This is a genomic window from Escherichia sp. MOD1-EC4550, assembly GCF_963876935.1.
GTDB classification, from domain to species: Bacteria; Pseudomonadota; Gammaproteobacteria; order Enterobacterales; family Enterobacteriaceae; genus Escherichia; species Escherichia coli_F.
Map to the genome: position 1 here is coordinate 55,216 of NZ_CAWNSE010000015.1, position 21,017 is coordinate 76,232.

Annotated in this window: 17 protein-coding genes; 13 read left to right on the forward strand and 4 right to left on the reverse strand. The window is 51.2% G+C overall.

Going from position 1 to position 21,017, the window contains the following annotated elements; translation table 11 throughout:
- The first annotated feature begins 227 nt into the window (after positions 1 to 227).
- From AACU19_RS11935 to AACU19_RS11955, 5 genes are all read left to right on the forward strand, one after another.
- Positions 228 to 284, forward strand: coding sequence for a type I toxin-antitoxin system Ibs family toxin (locus AACU19_RS11935; RefSeq protein WP_100249771.1), 57 nt, complete (start codon positions 228 to 230; stop codon positions 282 to 284).
- A 271-nt stretch (positions 285 to 555) separates the two neighbouring features.
- The gene (locus AACU19_RS11940; RefSeq protein WP_106907789.1) at positions 556 to 612 is read left to right on the forward strand and encodes a type I toxin-antitoxin system Ibs family toxin; all 57 of its coding nucleotides are present in this window, start codon (positions 556 to 558) and stop codon (positions 610 to 612) included.
- A 271-nt stretch (positions 613 to 883) separates the two neighbouring features.
- Positions 884 to 940 carry a type I toxin-antitoxin system Ibs family toxin gene (locus AACU19_RS11945; RefSeq protein WP_100249772.1) on the forward strand — a complete coding sequence of 19 codons (57 nt, stop codon included), beginning with the start codon at positions 884 to 886 and terminating at the stop codon, positions 938 to 940.
- Between the two features lie 218 nt (positions 941 to 1,158).
- Positions 1,159 to 1,818, forward strand: coding sequence for a vWA domain-containing protein (locus tag AACU19_RS11950; protein WP_000003194.1), 660 nt, complete (start codon positions 1,159 to 1,161; stop codon positions 1,816 to 1,818).
- The gene (locus AACU19_RS11955; RefSeq protein WP_105278912.1) at positions 1,815 to 2,576 is read left to right on the forward strand and encodes a PP2C family serine/threonine-protein phosphatase; all 762 of its coding nucleotides are present in this window, start codon (positions 1,815 to 1,817) and stop codon (positions 2,574 to 2,576) included. Before AACU19_RS11950 ends, AACU19_RS11955 begins: the two co-directional genes overlap by 4 nt.
- Before the next feature lie 64 nt (positions 2,577 to 2,640).
- Here the strand turns inward: AACU19_RS11955 and AACU19_RS11960 are convergent, their stop codons facing one another.
- A complete protein-coding gene (locus AACU19_RS11960) occupies positions 2,641 to 3,102 on the reverse strand; it encodes a YegJ family protein (RefSeq protein WP_105278913.1) in 462 nt (153 codons plus the stop codon).
- Between the two features lie 200 nt (positions 3,103 to 3,302).
- Between AACU19_RS11960 and yegI the strand changes: the two genes are divergently transcribed.
- Positions 3,303 to 5,249, forward strand: a complete 1,947-nt coding sequence (gene yegI, locus AACU19_RS11965; RefSeq protein ID WP_105278914.1) for a protein kinase YegI — start codon at positions 3,303 to 3,305, stop codon at positions 5,247 to 5,249.
- 12 nt (positions 5,250 to 5,261) lie between these two features.
- On the opposite strand, the gene yegD is transcribed toward yegI, so the two are convergent.
- Positions 5,262 to 6,614 (reverse strand): molecular chaperone, encoded by a 1,353-nt coding sequence (yegD, locus tag AACU19_RS11970; RefSeq protein ID WP_105278915.1) that lies wholly within the window; start codon positions 6,612 to 6,614, stop codon positions 5,262 to 5,264.
- 133 nt (positions 6,615 to 6,747) lie between these two features.
- Here yegD and alkA point away from each other — a divergent pair, with 133 nt between their 5' ends.
- Positions 6,748 to 7,596 (forward strand): DNA-3-methyladenine glycosylase 2, encoded by an 849-nt coding sequence (gene alkA / locus AACU19_RS11975; protein WP_105278916.1) that lies wholly within the window; start codon positions 6,748 to 6,750, stop codon positions 7,594 to 7,596.
- A gap of 109 nt (positions 7,597 to 7,705) precedes the next feature.
- Here alkA and AACU19_RS11980 read toward each other — a convergent pair whose 3' ends face one another.
- Positions 7,706 to 11,023 carry a diguanylate cyclase gene (locus tag AACU19_RS11980; RefSeq protein ID WP_105278917.1) on the reverse strand — a complete coding sequence of 1,106 codons (3,318 nt, stop codon included), beginning with the start codon at positions 11,021 to 11,023 and terminating at the stop codon, positions 7,706 to 7,708.
- Positions 11,024 to 11,340: 317 nt separating this feature from the next.
- Between AACU19_RS11980 and udk the strand changes: the two genes are divergently transcribed.
- The 3 genes from udk to asmA all read left to right on the forward strand — a co-directional run bounded on the left by udk (position 11,341) and on the right by asmA (position 14,530).
- Positions 11,341 to 11,982 carry a uridine kinase gene (gene udk / locus AACU19_RS11985; RefSeq protein WP_000132077.1) on the forward strand — a complete coding sequence of 214 codons (642 nt, stop codon included), beginning with the start codon at positions 11,341 to 11,343 and terminating at the stop codon, positions 11,980 to 11,982.
- Between the two features lie 91 nt (positions 11,983 to 12,073).
- Positions 12,074 to 12,655, forward strand: a complete 582-nt coding sequence (gene dcd, locus AACU19_RS11990) for a dCTP deaminase (protein WP_001234777.1) — start codon at positions 12,074 to 12,076, stop codon at positions 12,653 to 12,655.
- Positions 12,656 to 12,676: 21 nt separating this feature from the next.
- Complete coding sequence (gene asmA, locus AACU19_RS11995; RefSeq protein WP_105278918.1) at positions 12,677 to 14,530, forward strand: outer membrane assembly protein AsmA; 1,854 nt, start codon at positions 12,677 to 12,679, stop codon at positions 14,528 to 14,530.
- Between the two features lie 458 nt (positions 14,531 to 14,988).
- On the opposite strand, the gene AACU19_RS12000 is transcribed toward asmA, so the two are convergent.
- On the reverse strand, positions 14,989 to 16,572 hold the full coding sequence (locus AACU19_RS12000; protein ID WP_001366304.1) for a TerC family protein: 1,584 nt from the start codon (positions 16,570 to 16,572) through the stop codon (positions 14,989 to 14,991).
- Positions 16,573 to 17,230: 658 nt separating this feature from the next.
- Here AACU19_RS12000 and wza point away from each other — a divergent pair.
- Genes wza through wzc form a run of 3 tightly spaced genes read left to right on the forward strand, consistent with a single transcriptional unit; the run spans position 17,231 to position 20,984 of the window.
- Complete coding sequence (gene wza / locus AACU19_RS12005; RefSeq protein WP_000978094.1) at positions 17,231 to 18,370, forward strand: polysaccharide export protein Wza; 1,140 nt, start codon at positions 17,231 to 17,233, stop codon at positions 18,368 to 18,370.
- A 5-nt stretch (positions 18,371 to 18,375) separates the two neighbouring features.
- Positions 18,376 to 18,819, forward strand: a complete 444-nt coding sequence (wzb, locus tag AACU19_RS12010) for a low molecular weight protein-tyrosine-phosphatase Wzb (protein WP_000482901.1) — start codon at positions 18,376 to 18,378, stop codon at positions 18,817 to 18,819.
- A gap of 2 nt (positions 18,820 to 18,821) precedes the next feature.
- Positions 18,822 to 20,984, forward strand: coding sequence for a tyrosine-protein kinase Wzc (gene wzc / locus AACU19_RS12015; RefSeq protein ID WP_105278919.1), 2,163 nt, complete (start codon positions 18,822 to 18,824; stop codon positions 20,982 to 20,984).
- The last annotated feature ends 33 nt before the right edge of the window (positions 20,985 to 21,017 follow it).

Below are 21,017 nucleotides of genomic sequence, written 5' to 3' on the forward strand. Positions count from 1 at the left end.
CAGCCAATAAGGGAGAAAAATGGAGGAATTATGAAACACTGTCGGGAATCGTCTGAATGGCAGGCACTTTTGCGAGCACGCATCCAGTAATAACACAGGAAACTATTTTATCTACACGTTAGCGATAGACTGCATTCAGGGCAAAAGGAGGTAGGCCGACGATTTCAGCGGGACGCTGAAACGGGAAAGCCCCTCCCGAGGAAGGGGCCTTAAATAAGGAAAGGGTCATGATGAAGATACTCATCATCGTGGTGCTCTTAGTCGTTAGCTACCCAGCTTACTAAGACTACCAGGGCGAGGGAAACCCCGCTCTACCCTCACTCCTGAAAGTATGCCTTCACGGTCCGATTGTCAATCCGCAGGCTTTGCAGTCTGCGATCCTGCCAGCAAATATTCTTTGCGAGTCGTTACGCAATAATCACAGATGAAACTATTTTATCCGCAAGTCAGCGATAGACTGCATTCAGGGCGAAAGGAGGTAAGCCGATGATTTCAGCGGGACGCTGAAACGGGAAAGCCCCTCCCGAGGAAGGGGCCTTAAATAAGGAAAGGGTCATGATGAAGTGGATCATCATCGTGGTGCTCTTAGTCATTAGCTTACCGGCTTACTAAGACTACCAGGGCGGGGGAAACCCCGCTCAACCCTCACTCCTGAAAGTATGCCTTCACAATCAGATTGTCAATCCGCAGGCTTTGTAGTCTGCGATCCTGCCAGCAAATATTCTTTGCGAGACGTTACGCAATAATCACATGTGAAACTATTTTATCTGCAAGTTAGCGATAGACTGCTTGCATGGCGAAAGGAGGTAGGCCGCCGATTTCAGCGGGACGCTGAAACGGGAAAGCCCCTCCCGAGGAAGGGGCCTTAAATAAGGAAAGGGTCATGATGAAGCTACTCATCATCGTGGTGCTCTTAGTTATTAGCTGGCCAGCTTACTAAGACTACCAGGGCGGGGGGAAACCCCGCTCTACCCTCACTCCTGAAGTTATGTTACTCCACCCTTATTGTCAATCTGTAAGTCCACGTTCTTGCGGGGCGAATAGCAAAACCCTCTGCGCTTATGGGCCGAATTCTGAAAGTTGCTTTGCCTGCTCTTATTTCATTGTTGCAGTCGGTATGATACCGGACCTCAATAATTCTCTAAGAAAGGATTTCTTATGAGCGAACAAATCACGTTTGCCACCAGCGATTTTGCCAGTAACCCGGAACCACGTTGCCCCTGCATTTTGCTGTTGGATGTTTCTGGCTCAATGAGCGGCAGACCTATTAATGAACTTAACGCCGGATTGGTTACCTTTCGCGATGAGCTGCTTGCCGATTCGCTGGCTTTAAAAAGAGTGGAACTCGGTATTGTGACGTTCGGCCCGGTGCATGTGGAACAACCATTTACCAGCGCCGCTAATTTTTTCCCGCCCATCCTGTTTGCCCAGGGCGATACACCAATGGGGGCCGCCATTACCAAAGCCCTGAATATGGTTGAGGAGCGCAAACGTGAGTATCGCGCCAATGGTATTTCCTATTATCGTCCGTGGATTTTCCTGATTACCGATGGCGCACCAACCGATGAGTGGCAGGCTGCTGCCAACAAGGTGTTTCAGGGGGAAGAAGATAAGAAGTTTGCCTTCTTTTCCATCGGTGTTCAGGGGGCGGATATGAAGACGCTGGCCCAAATCAGCGTTCGTCAGCCTTTGCCTCTTCAAGGATTACAATTCCGCGAACTGTTTAGCTGGTTATCCAGTTCGCTGCGTTCGGTTTCCCGCTCCACGCCGGGAACGGAAGTTGTACTGGAAGCGCCAAAAGGCTGGACGTCAGTGTGAGCTGGCGTCTGGTTTATGCATCAGCCGTTGGAACGTCGCACATCAGCGCTGACTTGTCTTGCCAGGATGCCTGCCAGATGCAGGTTGCCTGGCTAGAAGACCAGCAGCCATTATTGTCGGTATTTGTCGCTGATGGCGCAGGCAGCGTTTCGCAGGGTGGCGAAGGTGCGATGCTTGCCGTCAATGAAGCGATGGCTTATATATCGCAAAAAGTGCAGGGTGGGGAATTGGGGCTTAATGATGTCCTCGCAACGGATATTGTACTGACTATTCGTCAGCGATTTTTTGACGAGGCAGAGGCCAAAGAATTAGCGGTTCGCGATTTTGCCTGCACATTTCTGGGACTGATTTCATCGCCTAACGGCACATTGATTATGCAGATTGGCGATGGTGGCGTGGTGGTAGATTTGGGGCACGGTTTGCAATTGCCGCTCACGCCGATGGTGGGTGAATATGCCAACATGACGCATTTCATTACCGATGAAGATGCCGTTTCCAGACTGGAAACTTTCACCAGCACTGAGCGTGCGCATAGAGTTGCAGCATTTACGGATGGTATTCAGAGACTGGCGTTAAATATGCTGGATAATTCTCCGCATGTGCCTTTCTTTACCCCGTTTTTCAATGGACTGGCGTCAGCAACGCAGGAACAACTCGATTTATTACCTGAATTGTTAAAGCAGTTTTTGTCCAGCCCAGCGGTAAACGAGCGTACCGATGATGATAAAACGTTAGCACTGGCTATGTGGACAGAATGAACATCGCATGGCGGTTGAAGACAACGGTTCAACCGCCAGTTTAAGCAATCAATATAATGGCTGGCTAGCGAACTAATTTTGCTCTTAGCTCGTCGGCTTCTTCTTTTGGATAGGTGACCAATAAAGGATCAATGGTATAACCACCGTAAATTTTATCTCCGTGCGTATACATCCAGTCTGAAATATCTTCTTTCTTGATTTTCCACTCCTGGCCATATTCTACGTTTGTAACAATACCAGGGTCATTGCTTATTATACCAATAAATATGCCGTTAGAATAAGTGACATCCGTGAGCCAGAAATGCTCGGTTTCTCCGCGATCGGTTATCGGGGCTTTGACTGCGAAAGTATCAGCATCTTTTTTATTCATAACTTCGATGAATTGATCGGTTTCTTTCCGCGCATGTTGAATGGCGTCAGACATCGCCTTTTTATCATAACCTCCTGTCACTAACGTATCCGAAATCTCACAATAGCTTGCGGTAGTAAAAAATAGCAGACTCAACATAAGTAATATCTTTTTCATTTTTTCTCCAGAATCCCTGTGTAGTAAAAGTTAGCAAAAAACCTGTGGAAGTGAATCATTATCAGGTTGGAATTGAATTGTATCCTGATGAAATTGCATTATCATTTTTATTCTTGAGTGGGACTCTTCCAATATAGAAATAATTATAATGGACAGTGTTATTATTCATAGAAATATAATATAACTGCCCTTGAAACATTATGAAGACAAATATAAAAGTATTTACATCGACAGGTGAATTGACCACTCTCGGGCGTGAACTGGGCAAAGGCGGCGAAGGTGCGGTTTATGATATCGAGGAGTTTGTCGATAGCGTTGCCAAGATTTATCACACGCCGCCACCCGCCTTAAAACAGGATAAACTTGCCTTTATGGCTGCGACAGTTGACGCGCAGTTGCTGAATTATGTCGCCTGGCCGCAGGCAACGCTTCATAGTGGACGAGGTGGGAAGGTTATCGGTTTTATGATGCCGAAGGTTTCAGGTAAAGAACCGATTCATATGATCTATAGCCCGGCACATCGTCGTCAGAGTTACCCTCATTGTGCGTGGGATTTTCTCCTCTATGTTGCGCGCAATATTGCTTCATCTTTTGCTACGGTTCACGAGCACGGGCACGTCGTGGGTGACGTAAACCAGAACAGCTTTATGGTAGGCCGTGACAGCAAAGTGGTGTTGATTGATAGCGACTCCTTTCAGATTAACGCCAATGGAACGCTGCATTTATGCGAAGTGGGCGTGTCGCATTTTACGTCGCCAGAGCTGCAAACCTTGCCATCATTTGTTGGCTTTGAACGCACCGCGAATCACGATAATTTTGGCCTTGCATTGCTGATTTTTCACGTATTGTTTGGTGGGCGGCATCCTTATTCTGGTGTGCCGCTTATCTCTGATGCGGGTAATGCGCTGGAGACGGATATTGCCCATTTCCGTTATGCCTACGCGTCAGATAATCAGCGACGTGGTTTAAAACCGCCGCCACGATCGATTCCGCTATCGATGTTACCGGGCGATGTTGAAGCCATGTTTCAGCAGGCATTCACGGAAAGTGGCGTGGCAACCGGGCGTCCGACGGCAAAAGCGTGGGTTGCGGCACTGGATTTACTACGCCAACAGTTAAAGAAATGTACCGTTTCGGCAATGCATGTTTACCCCGGTCATTTGACTGACTGCCCGTGGTGTGCGCTGGATAATCAAGGCGTTATCTATTTTATTGATCTCGGCGAAGAGGTCATTACCACCGGCGGTGATTTTGTGCTGGCGAAAGTCTGGGCGATGTTGATGGCGTCAGTAGCACCGCCAGCACTACAGTTACCATTACCCGATCATTTCCAACCAGCTGGCAGGCCGCTTCCTTTAGGCCTGTTACGGCGTGAATACATCATTCTGATTGAGATCACACTGTCAGCGTTATCGCTGTTGCTTTGCGGTCTTCAGGCAGAACCGCGTTATATTATTTTGGTGCCTGTGCTGGCGGCTATCTGGATTATTGGCAGTCTGACAAGCAAAGCTTACAAAGCAGAAGTCCAGCACCGTCGTGAGGTATTTAATCGTGCGAAAATGGACTATGACCATTTAGTCAGCCAGATCCAACAGTTGGGCGGGTTGGAAGGTTTTATCGCCAAACGGACGATGCTCGAAAAAATGAAGGACGAAATTCTCGCTTTACCGGAAGAAGAAAAGCGCGCGGTGGCAGCACTTCGCGACACCGCAAGGGAACGGCAGAAGCAGAAGTTTCTGGAGGGATTTTTTATTGATGTTGCCTCTATACCCGGTGTTGGCCCTGCGCGTAAAGCGGCGTTACGGTCTTTTGGTATTGAAACAGCAGCAGATGTTACCCGTCGTGGTGTTAAGCAAGTGAAAGGGTTTGGTGATCATCTGACACAGGCGGTTATCGACTGGAAAGCGAGTTGCGAACGCCGTTTTGTGTTCAGGCCGAATGAAGCGGTAACGCCAGCAGACAGACAAGCGGTAATGGCGAAAATGACCGCCAAACGACATCGGCTGGAATCGGCGCTGACTGTCGGCGCGACAGAGTTGCAGCGATTCCGCCTTCATGCTCCAGCACGGACCATGCCGTTGATGGAACCATTACGTCAGGCGGCAGAAAAACTGGCTCAGGCGCAGGCTGATTTAAGCCGCTGCTGAGCCATTTTTCAATTAACGAAACACCACTTCTGCCCAACGTGCCAGCCCGGCGGTAACCGACCCAAAGTCATCGCCGCCTGCAATCGGAATGCCCGGCAACTGTTCTGCCAGCGCTTTTTTAATCAGCGGGGATCGGGCGCTACCACCAGTCAGATAGATGACATCCGGTTTTTCCTGGGCGTTATCCAGCGCCAGTTGCACCTGTTCCAGAATTCGCGCCAGCGGCTGACTGAGGGCGTTTTCCAGTCCTTGTTGGCTAATCAGTGTTGCCAGCTCATCGCTGATAAACGGCAGCGATGCACGGGTTTCCGCTGCGCTGGAAAGGGCGATTTTGCTCTCTTCCGCGCTGCGTACCAGCCGATAACTTAAACGCTGACGCCAGACTTTCTGTAACAGGGCCACTTTCTCCGGTTCGCGGGCGTCGCGTACCAGGTCGTTAAGCAGACGACCGTTAGCACTACTGTAGAAATCACTCTGCGCTGGTACATCGTTGATGGCAACTGCATTCCACCACGGCAGGATCGGCAGGGCGATGCCTTTTTCGGTTTCGCCACCCATGCCCAGTAACGGCATCAGGTTTTTAAACGCCAGCGCGATATCCAGATCGTTACCACCAATACGGCAACCACTATGACCCAGCAGGCTGGCTTCACGATCGAGACGCGAACGCCACTGTGGCCCCATTAGCAGTAAAGAACAGTCAGTCGTACCACCACCAATATCCACCACCAGCACCCGTTTTTCTTCCTGCAAGGTGGCTTCGTAATCCAGCCCAGCCGCCACCGGCTCGTACTGGAATACCACATCCTTAAACCCGGCACGCTTTGCTGCGCGCTCCAGAATCCCTTGTGCCTGGGCGTTTGCTTCATCGCCGCCCAGCCCCTGGAAGTTGATCGGGCGACCAATCACCGCCTGGGTAATCGCTTCTGGCAATTGCGCCTGCGCCTGCTGGCGAATGTGCAACATCATTGCGCAGACCAGATCCTCAAACAGTGCTACTTGCTGCGGTTTTAAGCCGCTGGCACCGAGGAACGATTTTGGTGATTTCACAAACCACACTTCTTCCGGATCATCAATGTACTGCGCCAGTGAGGAAAGACCGAACTGCACGCTTTTCGCCGTGACATCGATATCTTCTTCGCGGTTATAACGAATTGCCCGACGTAATAGCGCCTGCGTTTCATTGTCGTCTGCCGGAACATCATGATGGCGGTACAGCCATTCGCTTACCGCTTCACGCGTTGGCGCGCAAAGCATTGAAGGCAGCAGCGTGCTGTCGTTTTCCATTTTCAGTAATTGCGGTTTACCGTCACGCATGACCGCCACTGAACAGTTTGCTGTACCGTAATCAAAACCAATAAACACGAAATAATCCCCATGCCGGTGAAGAAGGGGCGTGACTTTAGCGAAATGTTGCCGTCGCGACAACCGGAATATGAAAGCAAAGCGCAGCGTCTGAATAACGTTTATGCTGAAAGCGGATTAACAAGGAGATGCGATGTATACCCTGAACTGGCAGCCGCCGTATGACTGGTCGTGGATGTTGGGTTTTCTCGCCGCTCGTGCGGTGAGCGGTGTGGAAACGGTCGCTGACGATTTTTATGCCCGTAGTCTGGCGGTGGGCGAATATCGCGGCGTGGTGACTGCTATTCCGGATATAGCCAGCCATACTCTGCACATAAATTTAAGTGCAGGTTTAGAACCTGTTGCCGCTGAGTGTCTGGCGAAAATGAGCCGCCTGTTTGATCTGCAATGTAACCCGCAGATTGTGAACGGTGCGTTGGGAAAGTTAGGCGCGGCGCGGCCCGGATTGCGTTTACCTGGTTGTGTTGATGCTTTTGAGCAGGGCGTGCGGGCGATTTTAGGCCAACTGGTGAGCGTGGCGATGGCGGCAAAATTGACCGCCAGAGTGGCACAGCTTTATGGCGAACGGCTGGATGATTACCCGGAATATGTCTGCTTCCCCACGCCTCAGCGGCTGGCTGCAGCCGACCCGCAGGCATTAAAAGCGTTAGGTATGCCGTTGAAACGGGCAGAGGCGCTGATTCATCTGGCAAATGCGGCGCTGGAGGGCACCTTACCAATGATAATACCGGGCGACGTAGAACAAGCGATGAAAAAGCTGCAAACTTTTCCGGGTATCGGGCGCTGGACGGCGAATTATTTCGCCTTACGTGGTTGGCAGGCGAAAGATGTTTTCCTGCCGGATGATTATCTGATTAAACAGCGATTTCCGGGAATGACACCGGCACAAATCCGCCGTTATGCCGAACGCTGGAAGCCCTGGCGTTCTTATGCGCTGTTGCATATCTGGTATACGGAAGGCTGGCAACCAGACGAAGCATGACGTTGGTCGCCGGATGCGGTGCGAGCGCCTTATCCGGCCTGGGGAATGAGCGATTTGTAGGCATGATAAGACGCGTTAGCGTCGCATCAGGCAATGGGCAAACGCTCCCTCAGTTAATCGCGAAATAACTGCTATTCACCAGCAAATCCAGCGGTTGGGCATCGGCAATCACATCACCATAAATCAGATCAACGCCGATGCCAGAAAGCGTATCCATCACTAAGGGTAAAACAACTGGCCCGGCGATAGTCTTCACCCCGAGTCGCTGAGCGTGCCCCTGAATAATCGTAATCAGCATCTCATCCATCAAATTACCCTGCACGCTGGCGCATAGCTCACCGTCAAGTAGCAGGTAATCTGCCATATTCGCTTTCAGCGTGTTGAAAATTTGCAGATCTCGACCCACCTGGCTGAGTACGATCCGACATCCCGCCAGCCGTAGTTTTTGCACGCTTTCTGCGTGATCGAAAACCGCTTCTGCCGGAATAATCAGATGTAATAACCGTGGTGGTAGAGGGCTATTTTCCAGCTGCTCAATTAGTTCATTCACCAGCGAGGCGCTACTCAAACCGGCAACAGAAAGGGGGAGGGCGATGCTTAAGCCTTTACTGGCAATCGCTTTTGCGGTCTGCTGGAAAAATTCATGGAGTACCCGGCGGTCAAGAGCATGGTTAAGCGCCGGATCACCGAAGCTACGACGAAATGTTTGTTCATCAAAAATCTCGCCTTCGCAACCCCAGAGTTTTAGTGATATCAACCACAAATTACGCGCTTCCGGGATCCGTGGCGAAGCGACGCCGTGGGCGATCATCATCAACTGATTCTCTTTAATCATCCGCCACTGTTCATCAATCGACATCGCCGCCCGTTCGATATGTGCGTCAGCTTGCTGCGGTTCGTAAACTGTCACCCGGCCGCGGCCACCATTTTTGGAGGCATAACAGGCGATGTCAGCCTGCGACATCACTTCAACCGCCTGATGATTGTTGTCATCAATCAAGGTAATCCCGGCACTGGCACCTACCCGATGTACACGTCCTTCCCATATAAAGTGATAGTCATTCACGGCGCTGATAATGCGTGTAGCGATAAAACGCGCACTTTCGACATTACAATCTGGCAGCAGCAGACCAAATTCATCGCCACCGAGTCGCGCCAGCACGTCGCTGGAGCGCAGCATACTCAGCATCAATGACGCCAGTTCGCGCAACAAAGCGTCGCCAGCGGCGTGTCCGGCGCTGTCATTCACCGCTTTAAAGCGATCAAGATCGATAAACACCAGGGCATGTCGCTGATGTGTACTGTTTACCGTTTGCAGCAGGATGCGTAGTTGCTTCTCAAAACTGGCGCGATTGGCGAGATGCGTCAGTGCATCATGGGAGGCGCTGTAGCTCAGCTGGCGCAGCATTTTGCGTGATTCGGTGACGTCCTGAATCACCAGAACCGAGCCTATATTGCTGCCGTCCAGAGTACTTAACGGCGTAATACTGTAATGCACGTCGTAGCTGCCGCCGCTCCGGCAGTGCAACACCACATTTTGTTCAATCGCGGAACGTGAGGTGTCGGCACTGTAAATGTTCTCCATTAATGGCCCGTTGTCGCCAAAAGTAATATGCAACACCGTCAGGAGCGGAACACCTAACGCTTCTTCCTGCGTCCAGCCGCTCATCTTCTCCGCCACCGGATTCATAAAGGTAATTTTCATCGCCATATCAATACAGACCACGGCTTCGCCGATGGAATCCAGCGTAATGTGCAGGCGCTCTTTTTCCTGAAACAATGCCTCGTTAAGCTGTTTCACTTCGGTCATATCCATATTAATGCCGAGCAGGCGTTCGACTTCGCCTTCTTTATTCAGTACCCGGTTGGCGAGGGCGCGGATATGGCGGATGCCATCTTTCACGGTAATGCGAAATTCCAGTTTAAAGGGAGAGCGCGATTGCAATGAATCGCGAATCACTTTTTCGGCGTGCTGGCGATCTTCCGGCAGCACGCACTCGTACCACACCTGCCAGTTCGGTTTGATATGCGGAGGAATTTCATACAGCTCGAACATCCGCTTATCCCAGCTAAAAATATTCGGCTTTAGCTCCCACTCCCAGATGCCAATCCCGCCCGCTTCGTTAGCCAGCGTGATGCGCTCCATCAGTTGCTGGTTCACCTGTTCGGTGCGTTTTAGCTCGTTAATGTCTTCAATCTGAGCGATAAAATAGAGCGGCGTACCATCGGTGTGGCGCACCAGTGAGACGGCAAGCAACGCCCAGACAACATCGCCATTGCGGTTGTAGTAGCGTTTTTCCATTGAATAGGTGTTTATTTCACCGCTTATCAGCTTTTCAACCTGTTGCAGATCTTTATTGAGATCCTCCGGCCAGGTCAGTTGCTGAAAGGTGAGTCCGCGCAGTTCTTCCTGACTGTAACCGAGAAACTGGCAGAGCGCTTTGTTGGATTGCAGCCATTGCCCCTCGGTGCCCACTAATGCCATGCCGATGGCGGAATATTCCATCGCGTTCCGAAAGCGGGTTTCGCTTTCGGAAATGTGTTTGCGTTCCGCACGAAAGGCATACATCACCATCGTCATGATGTTGGCGGGCAGCAGGATCAGCAAAAACGGTAGCCACGGCATATGGCTCATCAGGTACGTACGCGGCGTAGCAAGCAGGGAGGGATCAGCGGCCATCATCAGTGACACCATCATCACCGTGGTAAGGAAGATCAAAAAGGCTTCCATTCGTGGCAGGCGCACGGCGCTCCACATCAACAGCACAATAATGAAAGTAAAAGGCCACGGCAGATACAGCATCGAAAGCCAACTTAACGTCAGTGTGATGGCTAACGTGAGCAGCGACTCAAAAAGCAACCTTGGGTTGCGATGGCGCAGCAGATAGTGTGGTTTAAATAACAATCCCAGCGGCACCAGTGCCAGTGCGCCGATGGATTCTGACAGTACCCATATCAAAAATGCCCTGAGAGGATCGTCTCCGGGCGTCAGCAGGATAACCAGAACACCCCCTAACAGAGGTGGAACAATGGCGCTGCCGAGTGCCAGACGCAGCCAGTCAGCCAGATTTTGCAAGGGGTTATACCACGGCAGCAATTTACGCAGTAGCACTGCCCCGACCACGGCTTCAACAATATTGATGGTCGTCCAGGTCATGTTCAGCGAGCTGGTGGAAAAAAGCAGGATGGATGCGGCGATATTTCCCAGCGAGCAGCTCAGCGCAATCCCCGGCCACATGCGCCCGGCATGGCGATAGAACGCCACCATCATGATGGATGTCGGGAACCACAATGGGGCGAGTTGAGTTCCAAACTGCGAAAGTTCAAGCGAGAAAAGGGTAAAGATAAACGAGACTAAACCTAAACTGACCAGGTGAAGCAGCGGGTGGGGCAGGGCAATTAATACATGCTGTGATTGTTTGCTCATTACCGCTTTATCCGCAAGACCAGGTCGCCAGTATTCGTTTCTGTGTTTATGCTAGTACAAAAGTTTTACATTTTATATGCGAATTGCTCATAAAGTGACGTAAAGGCGGATAATTTGCGCAACGACGTATAACATTTTTTACCTTGCATTAAAACTGAACAACGTAATTTGCCACCGGGAATTATTCGTCAACAATTACTCTGAGCGCGCGGCAACGCTATTCGACTGGTATCAGGCGGATGAAATCCCTATAATTGCCGCGTTTGGCGCTTCGTCGCCCCCTTCCTAACATCCAGGTTAATCAGGTCGCTAAATATATGACTGATCAGTCTCATCAGTGCGTCATTATCGGTATCGCTGGCGCATCGGCTTCCGGCAAGAGTCTTATTGCCAGTACCCTTTATCGTGAATTACGTGAGCAAGTCGGTGATGAACACATCGGCGTAATTCCCGAAGACTGCTATTACAAAGATCAAAGCCATCTGTCGATGGAAGAACGCGTTAAGACCAACTACGACCATCCCAGCGCGATGGATCACAGCCTGCTGCTTGAGCATTTACAAGCATTGAAACGCGGCTCGGCAATTGACCTGCCGGTTTACAGCTATGTTGAACATACGCGTATGAAAGAAACGGTAAAGGTTGAGCCGAAGAAGGTCATCATTCTCGAAGGCATTTTGCTGCTGACGGATGCGCGTTTGCGTGATGAACTTAACTTCTCAATTTTCGTTGATACCCCGCTGGATATTTGCTTGATGCGCCGCATCAAGCGTGATGTTAACGAGCGTGGGCGTTCAATGGATTCCGTGATGGCGCAATATCAAAAAACTGTGCGCCCGATGTTCCTGCAATTCATTGAGCCTTCTAAACAATATGCGGACATTATCGTGCCGCGCGGCGGGAAAAACCGCATCGCCATCGATATATTGAAAGCGAAAATAAGTCAGTTCTTTGAATAAGCTTGATAAATTGTGTACCGTTCAGTGATAACCTGGTATGCCCTTGACGTAATTGGCGTTAAGGGAGTGATGCGCGAAAGGAGAAAATGCCATGCGTCTGTGTGACCGAGATATTGAAGCCTGGCTTGATGAAGGCCGTTTGTCGATCAACCCACGTCCGCCAGTGGAGCGTATTAATGGCGCGACGGTGGATGTGCGCCTGGGCAATAAATTTCGTACCTTCCGTGGTCACACGGCAGCGTTTATCGATCTGAGCGGTCCCAAAGATGAAGTGAGCGCCGCGCTTGACCGCGTGATGAGCGATGAGATCGTACTCGATGAAAGCGAGGCGTTTTATCTTCACCCAGGAGAGCTGGCGCTGGCGGTGACGCTGGAGTCGGTGACGCTGCCAGCCGATCTGGTGGGATGGCTGGACGGTCGTTCCTCACTGGCGCGTCTGGGGCTTATGGTGCACGTCACCGCGCACCGTATCGATCCGGGCTGGTCTGGCTGCATTGTGCTGGAGTTCTACAACTCCGGTAAGCTGCCGCTGGCGCTGCGTCCGGGCATGTTAATTGGTGCGCTGAGCTTTGAGCCGCTTTCCGGCCCGGCGGCGCGACCTTACAACCGCCGTGAAGATGCGAAATATCGCAACCAGCAGGGCGCGGTAGCCAGCCGAATCGATAAAGACTAATTCAGGCCCATTGAGGATACCATGAGACGATTTCTGACGACGCTGATGATACTCCTGGTCGTGCTGGTGGCCGGGTTATCTGCGTTAGTGTTGCTGGTGAATCCGAATGATTTCCGCGACTATATGGTCAAGCAAGTTGCTGCACGTAGCGGTTATCAATTGCAGCTCGACGGGCCACTGCGTTGGCACGTCTGGCCGCAACTTAGTATCCTCTCCGGGCGAATGTCTCTCACTGCCCAGGGCGCGAGCCAGCCACTGGTTCGCGCAGACAACATGCGTCTGGACGTGGCGCTTTTACCACTGCTGAGTCATCAACTGAGTGTTAAGCAGGTGATGCTAAAAGGGGCAGTGATCCAACTGACGCCGCAGACGGAAGCGGTACGCAGCGAAGATGCCCCGGTTGCACCGCGCGACAATACCTTGCCGGATCTGTCAGACGATCGCGGATGGTCGTTTGATATCTCCAGTCTTAAGGTGGCGGACAGCGTGCTGGTGTTCCAGCATGAAGATGATGAGCAGGTGACAATCCGCAATATCCGCCTGCAAATGGAACAAGATCCCCAACATCGTGGCTCATTTGAGTTCTCCGGGCGGGTTAATCGCGATCAGCGCGATCTCACGATATCCCTTAACGGTACGGTAGATGCTTCTGATTATCCGCATGATTTAACGGCGGCTATTGAACAAATTAACTGGCAGTTGCAGGGTGCCGATTTACCAAAACAAGGTATTCAGGGGCAGGGGAGTTTCCAGGCCCAGTGGCAGGAGTCACATAAACGCCTGTCATTTAACCAAATTAGTTTGACCGCCAATGACAGTACGCTGAGCGGGCAAGCACAGGTCACGCTGACAGAGAAACCGGAATGGCAGCTGAGACTGCAATTCCCGCAACTGAATCTTGACAACCTCATCCCGCTTAAAGAAACAGCGAACGGTGAAAACGGTGCCGCGCAGCAGGGGCAGAGCCAATCCACGTTGCCGCGCCCGGTCATTTCTTCGCGTATTGATGAACCGGCCTATCAGGGATTGCAAGGCTTTACGGCTGATATTTTGTTGCAGGCCAGTAACGTGCGCTGGCGCGGAATGAATTTTACAGACGTTGCCACGCAAATGACCAACAAGTCGGGTTTGCTGGAAATTACTCAACTGCAGGGCAAGCTTAACGGTGGACAGGTTTCGCTGCCGGGCACGCTGGACGCGACATCAATAAGTCCGCGGATAATCTTCCAGCCACGGCTGGAAAACGTTGAGATTGGCACCATTCTGAAGGCGTTTAACTATCCGATTTCGTTGACCGGAAAGATGTCACTGGCTGGTGATTTCTCCGGTGCTGACATAGATGCCGACGCATTCCGCCACAACTGGCAAGGACAGGCGCATGTCGAAATGACGGACACACGCATGGAAGGGATGAACTTCCAGCAGATGATTCAGCAAGCGGTAGAGCGTAATGGTGGTGATGTGAAGGCCGCTGAAAACTTCGATAACGTGACGCGTCTTGACCGCTTTACCACCGATTTGACGTTGAAGGATGGCGTCGTGACGTTAAACGACATGCAAGGTCAATCGCCTGTGCTGGCGCTGACAGGGGAAGGCATGTTGAATTTGGCAGATCAAACCTGCGACACCCAGTTTGATATTCGGGTCGTGGGTGGCTGGAACGGGGAAAGCAAACTGATTGATTTCCTAAAAGAAACGCCAGTACCGCTGCGGGTTTATGGCAACTGGCAGCAACTTAATTACAGCCTGCAAGTGGACCAGCTGCTACGCAAACATCTACAGGACGAAGCCAAACGTCGCCTGAATGACTGGGCCGAGCGGAATAAAGATTCCCGCAATGGCAAAGATGTGAAGAAGTTGCTGGAGAAGATGTAAGTCATCCAGATGACATATGCTGTAGGCCTGATAAGACGCGTAAGCGTCGCATCAGGCAATCACGTAGATTACTTTCAGCAAAGATGAATCATCTGTATAAGTAAGATACTTCAGCGAGGGTGTTGGTCCGGCTGTAAATCGCCGAATCGTTTCCTGTAGGCCGGGGCAGCCCACATGGATGTGGGCTGAGGGCGCGTTTTACAGGGATGTTACCTCGCGCCCGTACCCGATAGCCGAAAGGAATAAGATGAGGGGACCGCGCTAGCGGCGATTTACCGCCGGGAGCCCGGGTTGCCAGGGTGGTGGCGATTGAGCCACCCTGGCACGTTCACCGGCTTGAGCGTTCCAAAGTAGCGAGGAACATAAAGTGAACGGAACAGCCTCTAATGTCACATACTCTCCCGGTTGAATGAAACGCCTGATGCGACGCTTACGCGTCTTATCAGGCCTACATGCCATCACACCTCGTACTCCATCTCGCCATCCTTATGCAGCGGAATAATCTGCACCTTCTGCACGCGATGGCTTTCCACCTGCAACGTTTTAAGCAAATAATCCCCCACCTGAACTTCTTCGCCAGGTTTTGGAATACGCTGTAAATATTCCATCAACAGCCCGGCAATGGTGTGATATTCACGTTTTTCATCCAGCGGCAGCGGCACATATTGCACCAGATCTTCCAGCGGCATATGACCATTCGCCGTCCAGGAACCGTCGGCATTCTTCTGAATATCATGGCGGGCGTCGATCTCTTCCACTTCGTTCGGTAAGTTACCGGCAATGGTTTCAGTGACGTCACTTAATGTCACAATCCCTTCCACCGAGCCGAACTCATCCACCACAAAAGCAAAGTGTGTGCGGGCATTACGGAACTGCTCCAGGGCAGGTAACAACGGTAAAGTTTCCGGGAACACCAGCGGCTGGCGAATCAACACCCGCAGGTTGAGCGGTTCGCCGCGCAGTGACTGTTGTAACAGGTCGATAACGTGAACGACACCGAGCAAATCTTCTGCATCATCGCCGTCGGTAACGACCAGACGCGTGTGCTGATTTCGCTCCAGCAGCTGGCGGATCTCCTCTTCCGGCGCGTTGAGATCGATATGCTCAATATCGTGGCGCGACGTCATAATGCTGCTGACAGTACGCTGGTTAAGATTAAGTACCCGCTCAATCATCCGCCGTTCCTGCGGATTAAAGATCTGCTGGTTACCATGATCCACCAGCATGGACGCGGTTTCGGCATCCAGTTCCGCATCTTCTTTTTGCCCGCTTAACAAGCGCATTACCGCTTCGGTAGTCCGCTGGCGCAGCGTCTGGTTAGCGGAAAGAAAACGTCGCCGGTTAAAGATAGCCAGCTGATTGAGCGCCTCGATCATCACCGAGAAACCAATGGCAGCGTACAGGTAGCCTTTCGGAATGACGAAGCCGAAACCTTCCGCCACCAGGCTAAAGCCAATCATCAACAGGAAACTTAAGCAGAGTATGACGATGGTCGGGTGGCTATTAACGAACTGGGTTAACGGCTTGCTTGCCATCAGCATCAGGCTGATCGCGATAACGACGGCGGCCATCATGACCAGTAAATGGTCGACCATCCCGACGGCAGTAATCACCGAGTCAAGTGAGAAGATGGCGTCCAGTACCACAATTTGTGTCACCACACCCCAGAACTTCGCACCTTTGCGTTGCGTGGGGTTATTGCTGTCTTTCCCCTCCAGCCGTTCGTTCAGCTCCATCGTGGCTTTGAACAGCAGGAAGAAACCACCAAACAGCATGATTAAGTCGCGGGCACTAAAGGTAAACGAGCGGAAGCTGAACAGCGGTTGAGTCAGGGTGACCAGCCAGGAGATTGACGCCAGCAGTAACAGGCGCATTAACATTGCCAGCAGCAGCCCGGTAACCCGTGCGCGGTCGCGCTGCTTCGGCGGTAGTTTTTCGGCGAGGATGGCAATAAAGACCAGGTTATCAATGCCGAGGACCAGTTCGATCACAATCAGCGTGATTAACCCGGCCCAGATAGACGGATCGGCAATCCATTCCATAGTAAGTACAAAACCTATTCGTTGTATGACAAATGTCACAATTCGATCATGGATAAATCGGGGCAAAAATGCAATGTTGCAGCACTATTTATCTCATATAATTTGAGGGTTATAACCTCACATTATCCCTGAATTAAAAGTGGCAATAATAAAACATTATTTAAGAAATATCGCATATGGAGACACTATATTAATTATTGTCAACCTAAAGAAAGTCCTAAAAAACATATTGATTGACACTTAATATAATTCTTAAAAATAGCCAATTGCCGAATTGTTACCTTGCCTGCTATTCCGTTAGCTGTAACACTTCCTCCTGCATTATTGGAAGCCAATATTCAATTACCATAATGCCACCTTATATCTGGAAAATTAATTCACGGAATAACGCTTTTTCATAATCGACTGCATGATGAAAGAGTTGGAAAATCTAAACTAAATCAGTGTATTGGTAGCTAAAAAGCCAGGGGCGGTAGCGTGTCTGGATGCCTGAAAGACCAGTCTGAATTATTCTGTCAATAGCCTGCGGATGAAATCAATTTTTTTAGGACTGATGCCAGTTAAATTTTTATTCAATTAACTGCAAGGTAAATGTGCATGGCGACATTGCTATTAATAGTGCACAGGATAATTACTCTGCCAAAGTGATAAATAAACAATGATGAAATCCAAAATGAAATTGATGCCATTATTGGTGTCAGTAACCTTGATAAGCGGTTGCACAGTACTTCCGGGCAGCAATATGTCGACGATGGGTAAAGACGTCATCAAACAGCAGGATGCTGATTTCGATCTCGACAAAATGGTGAATGTTTATCCGCTGACCCCGCGCCTGATTGATCAATTACGTCCACGCCCGAACGTCGCGCGCCCCAATATGACGCTGGAAAGCGAGATTGCCAATTATCAATATCGTGTCGGGCCGGGCGACGTTCTTAATGTCACCGTCTGGGATCACCCGGAACTCACCACGCCAGCTGGTCAGTACCGCAGCTCCAGCGACACCGGCAACTGGGTACAGCCTGACGGCACCATGTTCTACCCGTATATCGGCAAGGTTCACGTGGTGGGGAAAACGCTCGCTGAAATCCGCAGTGATATTACCGGGCGCTTAGCGACGTACATCGCTGACCCGCAGGTGGACGTTAATATCGCCGCCTTCCGCTCGCAAAAGGCCTATATCTCCGGTCAGGTGAATAAATCCGGTCAACAGGCGATCACCAACGTACCATTGACCATTCTCGACGCCATTAACGCCGCAGGTGGCCTGACCGATACCGCTGACTGGCGCAACGTGGTGCTAACACACAATGGTCGTGAAGAACGCATTTCTTTGCAGGCGCTGATGCAAAACGGTGACCTCAATCAGAATCGACTGCTTTACCCCGGCGATATCCTCTACGTGCCGCGTAATGATGATCTGAAAGTATTTGTGATGGGTGAAGTGAAGAAACAGAGCACCCTGAAAATGGACTTTAGCGGCATGACCTTGACTGAAGCCCTGGGCAATGCCGAAGGTATCGACATGACCACCTCCAACGCCAGCGGCATCTTTGTCATTCGTCCATTGAAAGGCGAGGGCGGGCGTAACGGCAAGATCGCCAATATCTACCAACTGGATATGTCCGATGCCACGTCGCTGGTGATGGCGACAGAATTCCGCCTGCAGCCTTATGACGTGGTGTATGTCACCACCGCCCCGGTTTCCCGCTGGAACCGTCTGATCAATCAGTTGCTGCCAACTATTAGCGGTGTCCGTTACATGACGGATACAGCCAGCGACATTCATAACTGGTAATCGTCATGTTTAACAACATCTTAGTTGTCTGTGTCGGCAATATTTGCCGTTCCCCGACGGCGGAACGCTTACTGCAACGTTATCACCCTGAGCTGAAAGTTGAATCCGCTGGTCTCGGCGCACTGGTCGGTAAGGGCGCTGATCCTACCGCTATCAGCGTCGCCGCAGAACATCAACTGTCTCTGGAAGGTCACTGTGCACGGCAAATCAGCCGCCGCCTGTGTCGCAACTACGACCTGATTTTGACCATGGAAAAGCGCCATATCGAACGCTTATGCGAGATGGCACCTGAGATGCGCGGCAAAGTGATGCTGTTTGGTCACTGGGATAACGAATGTGAAATCCCCGATCCGTATCGCAAAAGCCGGGAAACGTTTGCAGCGGTGTACACATTACTTGAACGGTCTGCCCGCCAGTGGGCGCAGGCATTGAACGCAGAGCAGGTATAACAATGACAGAAAAAGTAAAACAACATGCCGCTCCGGTAACGGGCAGTGATGAAATCGATATTGGTCGCCTGGTCGGCACCGTCATTGAAGCGCGCTGGTGGGTAATTGGCATCACCGCCGTATTCGCCCTCTGTGCTGTGGTTTACACCTTCTTCGCTACGCCGATATACAGCGCCGACGCACTGGTACAAATTGAGCAAAGCAGCGGCAATTCGTTAGTGCAGGATATCGGCTCGGCGTTAGCTAACAAGCCGCCAGCATCGGACGCTGAGATCCAGTTGATTCGCTCGCGTCTGGTGCTCGGTAAAACGGTGGACGATCTCGACCTCGATATTGCGGTGAGCAAAAACACGTTCCCCATTTTCGGTGCGGGCTGGGATCGTTTGATGGGACGTCAGAACGAGACCGTAAAAGTGACCACCTTTAACCGTCCAAAAGAGATGGTGGATCAGGTGTTTACGCTTAATGTGCTGGACAACAAAAACTACACTTTGAGCAGCGACGGCGGCTTTAGCGCTCGTGGGCAAGCGGGTCAGATGCTGAAAAAAGAAGGCGTCACGCTGATGGTTGAAGCTATTCACGCCAGCCAGGGCAGTGAGTTTACCGTCACTAAATACTCCACGCTGGGGATGATCAATCAACTGCAAAACAGCCTGACGGTAACAGAGAATGGCAAAGACGCTGGCGTACTGAGCCTGACATATACCGGTGAAGATCGCGAACAGATCCGCGACATTCTTAACAGTATCGCCCGTAACTATCAGGAACAAAATATTGAGCGCAAATCGGCGGAAGCGTCGAAAAGCCTCGCCTTCCTCGCGCAACAGTTACCAGAAGTACGCAGCCGCCTTGATGTTGCTGAAAACAAACTGAATGCCTTCCGTCAGGATAAAGATTCTGTTGATCTGCCGCTGGAAGCGAAAGCGGTGCTCGATTCGATGGTGAACATCGACGCGCAGTTGAACGAACTGACCTTTAAAGAGGCGGAAATCTCCAAGCTGTACACCAAAGTTCACCCGGCGTACCGCACGCTGCTGGAGAAACGTCAGGCGCTGGAAGAAGAGAAAGCCAAACTTAACGGTCGCGTAACGGCGATGCCGAAAACCCAGCAGGAAATTGTCCGTCTGACCCGCGATGTCGAGTCTGGTCAACAGGTCTATATGCAACTGCTGAATAAAGAGCAGGAGCTGAAAATCACCGAAGCCAGCACCGTCGGCGATGTGCGCATTGTTGACCCGGCAATCACCCAGCCTGGCGTGCTGAAACCGAAGAAAGGGCTGATTATCCTCGGCGCGATTATCCTTGGCCTGATGCTCTCTATCGTGGGTGTGCTGCTGCGCTCGTTGTTTAATCGCGGCATCGAAAGCCCGCAGGTGCTGGAAGAACACGGCATCAGCGTCTATGCCAGCATCCCGCTGTCGGAATGGCAAAAAGCGCGCGATAGCGTCAAAACCATCAAAGGGGTTAAACGCTATAAACAGAGCCAGCTACTGGCGGTGGGGAATCCAACCGATCTGGCGATTGAAGCCATCCGTAGTCTGCGTACCAGTTTGCACTTCGCGATGATGCAGGCACAGAACAATGTGTTGATGATGACCGGGGTTAGCCCGTCAATCGGTAAAACCTTTGTCTGCGCCAACCTGGCGGCGGTCATTAGCCAGACCAATAAACGGGTGTTGTTGATCGACTGCGATATGCGCAAAGGCTACACCCACGAGCTGCTCGGCACCAATAACGTCAATGGCCTGTCGGAAATTCTGATTGGTCAGGGCGATATTACTACCGCTGCTAAACCGACCTCTATTGCCAAATTTGACCTGATCCCGCGCGGCCAGGTGCCGCCAAATCCTTCTGAACTGTTGATGAGCGAACGCTTTACCGAACTGGTGAACTGGGCGAGTAAAAACTACGACCTGGTGTTAATTGATACGCCGCCGATTCTGGCTGTGACCGATGCCGCAATTGTCGGGCGTCACGTCGGAACCACATTAATGGTGGCGCGTTATGCGGTCAACACCTTGAAAGAAGTGGAAACCAGTCTGAGCCGCTTTGAGCAAAACGGTATTCCGGTGAAAGGGGTGATTCTGAACTCTATCTTCCGCCGCGCCAGCGCGTATCAGGATTATGGCTATTACGAATACGAATATAAGTCGGACGCGAAATAACGAGATCCGCTGTCGGATGCGATGCTGACGCAT